Annotated in this window: 9 protein-coding genes; 2 read left to right on the top strand and 7 right to left on the bottom strand. The window is 44.2% G+C overall.

The features are described from left to right. Position 1: 1 nt before the first annotated feature. From adk to HQM11_03105, 4 genes are all read right to left on the bottom strand, one after another. Positions 2–643, bottom strand: a complete 642-nt coding sequence (gene adk / locus HQM11_03120) for an adenylate kinase (GenBank protein ID MBF0349992.1) — start codon at positions 641–643, stop codon at positions 2–4. Positions 644–692: 49 nt separating this feature from the next. Then, complete coding sequence (locus tag HQM11_03115; protein MBF0349991.1) at positions 693–2387, bottom strand: aminotransferase class V-fold PLP-dependent enzyme; 1695 nt, start codon at positions 2385–2387, stop codon at positions 693–695. Between the two features lie 27 nt (positions 2388–2414). Continuing rightward, complete coding sequence (locus tag HQM11_03110; protein ID MBF0349990.1) at positions 2415–3770, bottom strand: glutamate-5-semialdehyde dehydrogenase; 1356 nt, start codon at positions 3768–3770, stop codon at positions 2415–2417. A gap of 144 nt (positions 3771–3914) precedes the next feature. Then, on the bottom strand, positions 3915–5528 hold the full coding sequence (locus HQM11_03105; GenBank protein ID MBF0349989.1) for a hypothetical protein: 1614 nt from the start codon (positions 5526–5528) through the stop codon (positions 3915–3917). A 247-nt stretch (positions 5529–5775) separates the two neighbouring features. On the opposite strand from HQM11_03105, the gene HQM11_03100 reads away from it, so the two are divergent. After that, complete coding sequence (locus tag HQM11_03100) at positions 5776–6504, top strand: hypothetical protein (protein ID MBF0349988.1); 729 nt, start codon at positions 5776–5778, stop codon at positions 6502–6504. Positions 6505–6522: 18 nt separating this feature from the next. Then, complete coding sequence (locus HQM11_03095) at positions 6523–8571, top strand: cyclic nucleotide-binding domain-containing protein (protein ID MBF0349987.1); 2049 nt, start codon at positions 6523–6525, stop codon at positions 8569–8571. Here the strand turns inward: HQM11_03095 and HQM11_03090 are convergent. From HQM11_03090 to thrH, 3 genes are read right to left on the bottom strand one after another with little or no spacing between them, the layout of a single operon-like run. Then, a complete protein-coding gene (locus HQM11_03090; GenBank protein ID MBF0349986.1) occupies positions 8549–9001 on the bottom strand; it encodes a hypothetical protein in 453 nt (150 codons plus the stop codon). The two genes, HQM11_03095 and HQM11_03090, sit on opposite strands and share 23 nt — an antisense overlap. Next, positions 9002–10693: a response regulator gene (locus HQM11_03085; GenBank protein ID MBF0349985.1), complete on the bottom strand. Its 1692-nt coding sequence runs from the start codon at positions 10691–10693 to the stop codon at positions 9002–9004. Positions 10694–10729: 36 nt separating this feature from the next. Then, positions 10730–11362, bottom strand: coding sequence for a bifunctional phosphoserine phosphatase/homoserine phosphotransferase ThrH (gene thrH, locus HQM11_03080; GenBank protein MBF0349984.1), 633 nt, complete (start codon positions 11360–11362; stop codon positions 10730–10732). Positions 11363–11409 lie beyond the last annotated feature (47 nt).

Here is an 11409-nt window from a genome sequence, read left to right as displayed (position 1 = left end):
GTTATCGAAGTGCTTTCGCAATATTTTCATACACTTTGTCTGGAGATAACATTCCATCCACTTGTGTCAGACAACCGCACTTCGTGTAATACTCAACCAGAGGCGCTGTTTGACGGTGATATGTCGCCAGTCGGTCGCGAACCGTGTTTTCATTGTCATCTGACCGTTGAATCAGATCATCCCCTGTAACATCGTCCTTACCCGCAACCTTGGGAGGATTGAAGTCAATATGATAACTTCTGCCACTGGCCGTGTGTACCAACCGTCCTGAAATGCGGCGAACAACGGTCTCATCATCAACTTCGAGAGATACAACCTGATCGATTTTTTGTCCGTTGGCTTTCAGCATTTCGTCCAGCTTTTCAGCCTGGGCAACATTTCGGGGAAAACCATCCAGTAAATACCCGGCTTGACAGTCTGGTTGCTTGATCCGTTCACGAATAATACCAACCACGATTTCATCAGAAACCAGAAGTCCTGATTCCATGGCGGCTTTCGCCTGTTTTCCGATTTCAGATCCTGAGGCGACCGCGGCTCTCAGCATGTCTCCTGTTGACAACTGGACAATATGAAATTCCTTCATGATATTCTGCGCCTGAGTGCCTTTTCCAGATCCCGGGGGCCCTAGCAATATTATTCTCATGGTATCCTCGTTCGTTGAATGATTGAAAAGAGGGAGTGAGGGATTCTCCTCACTGCGTTATGGAAAAATCAAAAGTATCACCCGTTTCAACAGATTCGGCAATATTGATGCCTGAGGTGATCTCTTTGAACACTTGTTGACCGATACTTCGCTGCTCTTCCAGAATTTCTTTTAAAAACTGGGATCGTGTGAGCAAGTTTGTCAGAACACAGCGTAACACGACAATTTCGTGAGCATAACCTGCTGATTCCAACCTTGTTCTTGAAACAAAGCTCTGTCCGGCTTCTCGCTGCCGTTTTTGAAGTTCCACATTGAGATCATTCAGTTTATTGTTGAGCACCAACAGGCTTTTTTGATCCTTCCGTTTAAGACTGTCCTTAATCTGTTCTCTCCACTGGATTGGCACATAACGATATGTCAGAATACAGATTTCTGGCTCACTGGTCCTTTCAAAATCAGGGGACTCATCAATCAAGTGTTTCATCAAGTCAGTGAGTCTTAGTGATTTTTTCAGCAATACATTGTAGCCATCCTGTCCCAGAATTTTAAGCGAAAACCACAGTTTCAGCGCATTGAATCGTCTGGAACCTTCCAAAGAAGTTCGACCGAGATCGACCGAACCTTTTCGAATAATATAATTTGCGTTGTGTCGTAATGTATTGAGTGACTGTTTGTTTTTAAACAATACAGCACCATGTGCAAGAGGTAGATAAAATAATTTATGTCCATCTATCACCACAGAGTCTGCCATCTCAATTCCACTAAGCCGGTTTTTGAGATCATTGGACAACAGTAATGCACCGCCCCATGCCGCATCTACATGAAACCATATGTTTTCTCTTTGAGCAATGGCTCCCATTTCTTTCAGTGGATCAATATTTCCTGTTTCTGTAGTGCCCGCAATACCGATCAAAGCCAGGATGGCGATGTTCTGTTCCCGAAGTTCCTTAATTTTCTGTTCAAGAAGATCAAGCCGGATGTGATTGTGGGAATCCACTGGAATGGTAATCACTGACGCTTCGCCGAAGCCTAAAATTCCGATGCTTTTTTTCAGAGAATAATGGACGCGTTGAGAAGCCAGCACCACAACGCCTTTATAACCTGATTGCTGAATTATTTCATACACACCCTTTTCCCTGATTCCCGGAAATTTGATTTCACGAGCGACCGCCAAACCTGTCAGATTCCCCATCGTTCCACCATTGGTAATGTTACCCAACGCAATGGTATGCAGTTGAATGGTCTCCTCATAAAATTTATCAGGAAAAGAATAAATCATATGATGCAGCCATCCCAGGGTTTGCCGTTCCACATAGGATGACGCCAGTGCGGTTTCAATTTTGACCTGGTTCTGGTTAATGGACGTGATCAAAATATCCACCACCACTGAAAACCAGGGAATAGCGGTTGTCATATGCCCGATATAGCGGGGATTGTTGACTCTGACAGAATTTTCCAGAATGGTTTTGCGGCATTCCTCAAACACCTGCTCAATTTCAGAACCGAGGGACGGGATATGAATATCACGAAATACATTTGCCAGCTCCGGCAATGAAATATCCGCATGAATTTTTTTCTGTTCCGGATTTTTCAACCATTCCAGTGCCAGTTCCATGGCAAGGTGCCCCCATTTACGAAAGATCTCATCATCTCCGGGTCCCACAAAAAACTTGTGCCGGAGATGATCAATCTCTTCCTGGGTGGGAAACTGACTTTCTGTCAGTGGTGGAATGGTGTGATTCATAATTTATCCGTAAAATTGATAGACCGCTTATGGTTGTGAGGGAAATTTCCAGGAAGAACTGGTTGTGTCAATAGTGGTATGACGATAAGGCTTTCCTCCTTTATTGTATGTTGCCACACATTGCCCCGTTCCATACAGTTTGTATTTATAAATCACGAGTCCATCCAGTCCCACAGGACCTCGCGCATGAGTCTTGCTGGTGCTGATGCCGACTTCCGCACCAAAACCATAACGAAAGCCATCCGCAAATCGCGTTGACGCATTCCAGAAGACACTGGACGAATCGACTGTATTCATAAATTTTTCAGCATTTTCAGCATTTTCAGTCACAATACAGTCCGTGTGTTTTGACCCATACAGATTGATATGATCAATCGCCTCCTGTAAAGATCCTACCGTTTTGACGGACAGAATCAGATCGGTATATTCCGTTTGCCAATCCTCTGTTGTCGCTTTCACACATGGTTTTAATTCCTGAAGGTTGAGTCGGTTCATGGTCGCTTCACACAATCTCAATTCGACATTAGCCTCCTGCAATTTTTGTAAAATTGATGCGAGAGTTGCAGATGAAAAACCGGTGTGTACCAACAACGTTTCCATTGCGTTACAAACCGCCGGATATTCAGTTTTCGCATCAATCACCAGTGATGTGCTTTTTTGTGGTTCAGCATATTCATCGAGGAACACGTGGCAAATGCCATCCGCATGTGCCAACACTGGAACTCTTGAATGCGCCTGAATATGTTGCACCAATGAATTGCTCCCCCTCGGAATAATCAGATCAATCCACTCACTGAGTTGAACGAGTTCAGCGATTTCTTCACGTGTTTGCACCAGATTCACTGCCCCTTCAGGAATATACTCAAAGCGCTTCAGCACCTGTTGAATCAGATCATATAAAATCCGGTTGGAATATCTTGCTTCTGTACCGCCCTTGAGGATGGCGGCATTGCCTGATTTGAGGGTCAAGGCAGTGATCTGCATCATGACTTCAGGTCTTGATTCAAAAATAATCAATATCACACCGATGGGATACGTCACACGATACAGTTCAAGTCCGTCATCCAGCATCGTAGCCATCTGGATCTTGCCCAAGGGATCCGAAAGTTTGGCGACACTTTCCATGTTTTGCGCCATCTGTTCGACTTTTTTGGGTGTCAGAATCAATCGTTGATACGAACTCTGGGATAGTTTGCCCTCGTGAACCATGGTTTGGGCGTGCTCCAGATCTTTTTGATTTTCGCTGATAATATCCGCAGTATGCTGTCTCAACTGTTCGGCGATAGCAAGAAGCACCTGGTTTCTTTGCTGATCTGAAAGTATGCCCAGCAGGGTTGAGGCCTGCCGTGCGGTTTGAGTCTGCTTGATTAATGTAGTACTTATTTCAGACACGAAGCCCCCTTGAACACAAGTAGTTATAATGACCGGATCGTTTGGAGAATAATTAATTCAAGGAAAGACGCAACATTTTTTCCAGCCTTCCACACTCAGTAAATCCAAGGAACGAGCGCTGAAAAACCCGTTTTTTTAAAGTTCTGTAAAAACACGTTGATAAACAACAAAAAACTGATTTGAAAAGATTTTTTTATTCAACATTTTTTGTTCATCTGTTTCTCCATGAAGGAGTTTGATCTGCCATTGAGAATTATATTCCTGTCGATTCCAGATCCAATTGTTCATCACGCCCTTGACAGCAAACGGTGTGCTCTGAAATCCTGCCAGATTCACTTTCCATTGACTGGTCATGTCCCAGATCAATACGCCTGTCATCTGAAAGCGTTCCAGATCCCGTTTCTGATCCAGCGGGGCTTCATAATTTTCAAACATCAGAATATGCGTGTCTTCAGGAACCCCGAACAAATGACGATATGAAACAATCCCCATGAGAAATAACTTGGAAAACAGTCGTTCGATGGAGGTGGAGGATGCCACATAAGGCACACGGACTGTATCAAAAATCAGATAATCAGAATGAAGACGATTGAGGTGATAAAAGTTTTTTCGGTCAAACAACCCTGCTTCAAATTTCCAGACATAACTGCCAAAGGTGGTGTCTGTCTCCAGCGTAGCAAAATTGCTGATGGATTCTTTTTCATAAAAAGTTTCCACAAAATGAGTTAGGGCGTTTTTGCCCACCAAAAATTGATCATCTTCCTGTGCGTTACGGATATATTCCCATGAAATGTCATTGTCCGTGTCAAACCAGTGAAAAAATGAAATACGCGTGTCCCAGTGACCAAGCCATTCATATTGCAGTCCAAAATAATCCCGGATGAACGATTTGCTGTCCGGACGCTCACCCCGCTCACGCTTTTGCGAATCGTCCCGGAAATCAGTATATTCCATACCCGGCGTTTTTTGCTGGAGCGGATCCAGATAAACGGTGAAGGACCGTTTATGCTTGTACCAATTGTAACGTATTGCGGTCAGGGATTTTTTTCCTGAATCAGGATCCAGCGTGTTCAGGATATTGAAGTTGGTTGGATTCAGATTATCAATGACACTGTCGAAATCGACCTTGCCCAAACGAAAGACCTGAGAACCCGCACGAATCTGATGTTCATCAAATTGATAATTGAAATAAATTTCCCTCAAAGCCGATTGGTTATCGACATATTGTTGGTTATGGGTGTCATAATTCTGAGCGAATGTTACATTGATCCGGACATAGTTATAAAAATTTGCTGACGTTCGGATACGGATTGTTTGCTGATAGGATGTGATCAGACGGAGTTCCTTGATGATAAAATCCTGGTTTTCAATAGAAATCAGACCATGCGTTTCTGTAAACCCGCCCAATACACGGTATTTGTGACTGAATGAAAATCTTGGCGTATATTCCGTTGGTGTTCCAGCCAGACCCGTATCTTTGGAAACCGATGGACTTTGATTCTTGTCCTCCGGCAAATCAGGTTTGGGTAATAATGGTGGCGTATTGCTTGCGGGTTGTTTGGTGAAGGGGTCTTCCTCAAAACCAGGGGATGGCTCACTTTTTTCAGGTGACGTGGCAAACGGATCTTCTTCCAACCCGAGAGATGGATCCGTTGGAGAATTGGATTTGGACGATTCAAACGGATCCTGATCAAAAAACTCTACAGAATTTTCTGAGATTTCTGGTGACTTCTGGGCTTGTGCAGACATATAACTGAACAGTGTGATTCCTGTTATCCAGATCAATATTTTTCTGCAAAAAAAATGAGACATGGTTCAAAAACTGTTAAAATTTGGGATAAGGCCATCCTCCCTTCGTGTTTACGATGAAGGACTCATGATATTTTTGCTTTTTAGGACAGATTTTGTCAATTTTAAGATAACGATTCAGAAGTAAATATTTTACGAGATGATGAACCTTGGGGTTTAACATGTCACGATAGGGAGGTATAAAGCTATGGATATCAGGGAAACCATTGATATTCTACGTCAGCATGACATTTTTCTGTTTTTTCTACAGGAAGAGCGTTTTTTGGATTTAGCCATTGCATCACATCGGGACACTCTGGCTGTCAACGGAATGCTGGACGATTCTGCCGTTCAACACGTCATTCATCAATTGTTTCAATTCAAAGACCAACTGCCTGGCGGGATGTATTTCCCAATCCCCATGGCACGTGAACTGAGACATTCGGGTGCTTTCGATCCACAAAAAATCATGTCCTGGTATTATGAATTTATTTTTGTGGATCGAAATCAGCAATGGAGCCTGAAAAACCAACGCATTGAAGGCAAGGTTTTTGAACAGTTTGTTTCCAATTTGAACTACGAACCGGAAATTGGGCGTTACTATGTCGAATACTATGTCGAGTCTCGTTGGGATAAATGCTACCTTCAATGTGAAAGAACCCCGATGCGTGGACTTCAGATTCAATTTTTAAAAAATGAATTGCCCCTCATTGCCTTGAATAATGGACGTCAGGACACCATGCTGAGGGATGGGGTATGGTTGGATGCCGATGAGTCCTGTCTGGTACAAACCACCTCTCATGGTGAAATTTTACTGGCCGATATGCCCAGGTTTTTACTGCTGGATCGGTTGAATGAAGAAGGAACTCATCTTGTCATTGATTCTGTGATGATTCCCGTATTATTCCGGGACTATCCAGAAACAAACACGCCCTGAATGGAGGCAAACCGAATTATGGCTTTTGAAAAAAACGGGCTGGTACTGCCCGAAAATATTAGAGATTTATGGGAGAAAATTCAGCAGGAAATGGCAAACCATACGGATTTACTGGATGATGAATCTCAGCAGAAACTCCATCAGATTACCCAGCGGTATGGTTCGGTCCTGGCCAATATGGTTCAACTCAATGACATCAAACGTGAGGATGAACTCAAAAAACAGAACGCCAGAGTCGAACTGCTGAAAAATGTGCCCTTATTCAAAGAACTGGCACCCATTGATTTGTTGGGGCTTGCGCAAAAAATGCAGGAACGCCTCGTGAAACCGGGGATGAATCTGCTCACACAGGATCAAACAGCGGATGCTGTGTATTATCTGGAAGAAGGCAACGTGGAAATTTATGTCAACAATGAACTGGTCGCTGTGAGGGGACGCAATGAATGCTTTGGCGAAATGTCCTGTTTGCGCGGCGAATTCAAGGCCTCCGCAACTGTCAGAACCCTCACCTTCAGCAGAGTGTTGAGGATTGAACGAAAATTTTTCATGGAGGTCGTCAATAAAACCCCCCGTTTATGGAAGCTCCTGTTCAGAGAATCATCAGAACGCCTGCAGATGATCACCCGCCGCCTCAGTGAAGTGCTTCAGCACACCCCTCAGGGCCTGGTCAAAGTGGACAGGGATGGAAACATCACCAATGAGTTTTCGACACAATTCATGAAATATTTCAACGTGAGCCGTATCGCTGGACAGCCGTTTCATGAATTGATGTTTCAAAATGATCTCACTGCCAAACAAGACTGGGTACAGGTTTATCCCCTGCTCTATGAAGACACCCTGATGGATTTCAAACAAATCGCGGAATTGTTCCCGCATCAGACCACCCTGATTAACGCTCAACAGGAAACACAGACTCTGGTTTTGTCCTATTACCCCTGCTTTAGCCCGGCAGGTGATATCCTCGCGGTTGATATCGGACTGGAGGATATCACGGAAAAACTGGCCTTGTCCCGAAAAAGTGAACATCTCGAAACAGAGCGCCGGGTTATGCAAAAAATATATGATAATCCTGATGCGTATATCAATGTCTTACAGTTGATGGATGAATCGCTGTATCAGTTGAGCCTATTTGAGAAATATATGGACAGTGGCAATCAGCCTGCTTCAGAGTTCATGACTCAACTGGTTCGTGATATTCATAGTCTCAAAGGCAGTTGCGGCATGTTTGAACTCACTGAAATCAAGGATCTTGCCCATCATCTGGAAGATTATCTGAAAGATGTCCGGCAACAGAAAAGCAACACTGATAAATATTTTCATATGAGACAGGAACTGGCAAAACACATGAATTCCGCTCACATGTTACTGGACAGCATGAGTGATGATTTGAAAGCAAGGTTGACAGGTATTGTGCTCTCTCCTGAACGCTTCCAAATGCTGAAACAGGCGGCAGAAACAGAAAACCTTGAACAGCTACGTCAACTGGTGAATCAACTGGAAACTCTGCCCTTGCGAGCCATGATCAAGGGGTGGAATGATGAAATTCGCAGATTGAGTGAAACTTTGGGGAAAAAAGTGAAATTCCTGGCGACTGGTGACAACATTCTGGTTTCAAAGCAGATTTTTGAAGCCCTGAGCGCTCCGCTGGTCCATGTGATCCGCAATTCTGTGGACCATGGAATTGAACTGCCTGAAGACCGATTGCGGCAAGACAAGGAGGAGACAGGGCTGATTCAGTTTTACGCTTTCACAGAAAACAATCAGTTGATGATTCATCTCTCTGATGATGGACAGGGACTGAATTATGAGAACATCCTGAAAAAAGCGAAACAGCAGAACATCGTGGATCAGGCACAGATTGAATCATTGAGCGCCAAGGGAGAACTCTGGAAAATTCTGATGCTTCCGGAGTTCAGCACAGCGGAGGAAGTCACCGATCTCTCAGGACGGGGAATTGGTATGAATGCGGTGCAGGTTGCCGTAGAAGAACTGGGTGGCTCTCTGGAGATTGAAAGTGAACAGGGGCAGGGCATGACGCTGAAAATCACGATTCCCGAATTTGTCTGAAGGAATAACGAACAGGAGACGCCGATAATTTTACATTGAAATGCAACGATTTAGCCGTTGCCTGAATATGCAGGGAAGTCAACTGTGACTGCACCTGTTGCCAGGTTTCATAAGTCCTGATCATTTGCTCGAGATGCTGTTGTCTCAATTCCACAAGATCGTTCATATCATGAACCAAGGTGTTGAGAAAACGAATGTCATGCTCTTCATGTTCTTGGAGGAACCTCAGAAAAAACGGCATCATAAATTCATCCTGCTCCAGCAATTCAACAAACTCTGGCATCTGATCAATCAGTTCATGCCACGTTCCATCATTGGGCAGATCCAGATACAATGAAATATCAACACCCGTTTCAAAACGATGGTGTTTTCCGCAAGGCAGGCAAATGAAATTGGTCAGTATATGGAGTTTTTTAACAGACTGGGACATTCAGGGACGAACCATTATTTTTTGTTGATATTTATGAATGATTTTTTGAATTGACTCAATGGTGAGAGGCTTGTTGAGATAATCATTCATTCCGGCTTCAATACACTGACGCTCATGCTCAACCATTGCGTGAGCAGTCATGGCCACAATATATGGTTTCGGATTTTCAGGATCCCGTTGTCGAATCTGTCGAGTCGCTTCCAATCCGTCCATTTCAGGCATCTGAATATCCATCAACACCAGATCATAGTTGGTGCCTGAAACAGCCTCAAGCGCTTCTTTTCCATTGCCGGCAAACTCCGCGCTATATCCTGCCAGTGTGATAAAATGATGAATCAACGTCTGATTATCCGGATTGTCTTCCACCACAAGAATCCGCATGGTCTCAGTAACCATATCCTCATTATTGGCTTCCGGCTCAACCGTTGATTCAGTTATTTTGGAGATCAACACCGTTTCCGGAATCTTGACCTGGATACAGAAAAAGAAAATGGACCCCTTCCCCTGTTCGCTTTCCACCCATATTTTTCCATCCATGGCTTCCGCCAGTCGTTTGGAAATGGCCAACCCCAGACCTGTTCCACTGTACTGCCTGGTCAGCGATGAATCTACCTGAGTGAAGGGATTGAACAATAAACTGATTTTATCTTCAGGAATCCCGATGCCGGAATCACTGACTGAAAACTGGAGTTCCACCCTGTCCTGTTGCTGTTGTTGCACAATAATGGCAACCGCGATTTCTCCCGTGTTGGTGAACTTGACAGCGTTGCCCACCAGATTGAGTAGCAACTGGCGAACCCTGGTCTGATCGGCTGTGATGTAGCGGGGAACGTGGGCCCCGAACCGGTACACAATCGGAATATTTTTTTTATCAGCCTGGGCTTTGAGCATATGCAGTGTCGCACTGACACATTCATGCAGATCAAACACGGTTTCATGCAACTCTATTCCAGAATCCAGTTTCGAGAGATCTAGAATGGCATTGATGATTTCGAGCAGATGATTTCCACTTTGCTCAATGGTCTTTAAAAATTCTTTTTGCTCAGGAGTGGTATGGCTTCTGGAGAGCAATTCCACAGTGCCCAGCACCACATTCATCGGTGTCCGGATTTCATGGCTCATATTTGCCAGAAACTGGGATTTGAGTTGATTGGCTTTTTCGGCATATTCCCGGGCTATTTTCATTTCTTCTTCATACCGGATCCGATCCGTGATGTCCCGATTCACCGCGCACACTACCTGCTGGTGATTCCAGCGAAATGGAATGAGAGATATTTCTACCGGAAACCGAACCCCGTTTTTTTTCAGATGCCAGCGCAAGGGCACAAACCGTCCCGTTTCTGTGGCGGCATTTTCCAGCGCAATCTTTGTCTCTTCAGGTTCAGCACTGATTTGGAGAATATTTAGATTAAGTAATTCTTCTCTGGAATACTCATAAAGCCGGACTGAGGCCTCATTGGCATCCATGATATTCAGTCCATCAATGTCAATCAACAGGATCGCATCGTGATTTTCAGAAAACAGCGAACGATACTTGGCTTCGCTCATCTGAAGATCTTTATAAATTTCTGAAATACGCATTGTGCGGGCATGTACTTCGCGTTTCAACTGGCGATTGAACAGCAACAGAACAATCAATGTCCCCACAATTGCGGTGAGCAATGCCATCAAGACCGAGTGATCTGACATCATTCCTTTTTCATAAATTGAAGCAAAAATTGGTTTGAGTTAGTGGTTCAGTCCAGCGGCCTCAGAGAGTCGAGCCTTGAGTTCTTCATAATTCCGGGTGACTGGATACTGAGGATATTCCCTGGTGATTTTTTCAGTGGGTTGAAAAAAGATCCCGGCATGAGCTTCTTCCAGCATACTGAGGTCATTATAGGAATCCCCCGAGGCAACAACCTGATAATTGAGGCCTTTCAACGCTTTAACCGCATGACGTTTCTGGTCTTTCTGGCGCAGTTGGTAATTGATGATTTTCAGATTGTCATCAAGAATCAGCGAATGACAGAAAATAGTAGGATACCCCAGTTTTGCCAGCAACGGCGCGACAAATTCCCTGAAGGTATCTGATAAAATGATCACTTCTGTCCGTTGACGTAACCAGGTCAGAAAATCCAGTGCGCCTTCAAGAGGATCCATTGTTTTGACCACTTCATGAATGTCTTTCAGTGTGAGATTGTGTTCATCGAGAACTTTAAGCCGTAAACGCATCAGTTCATCATAATCGACGATATCACGTGTTGTCAGTTTGAGTTGCTCAATCCCGGTGCGCCGGGCAAGTCCAACCCAGATTTCAGGAATCAGAACGCCTTCAAAATCAAGGCAGGTAACAGTTTGCAAAGCTTGAGTTGGTTTCATAACATTCCTTGTATTATAGCTGTAATCATACCCGGTTCAGCAGACTG

The sequence above is a fragment of the SAR324 cluster bacterium genome (assembly GCA_015232315.1).
Classification (GTDB): domain Bacteria; phylum SAR324; class SAR324; order SAR324; family NAC60-12; genus JADFZZ01.
The sequence above is the reverse complement of the archived record's forward strand: the minus strand, read 5'-3'. Positions and strand labels throughout refer to the sequence as shown.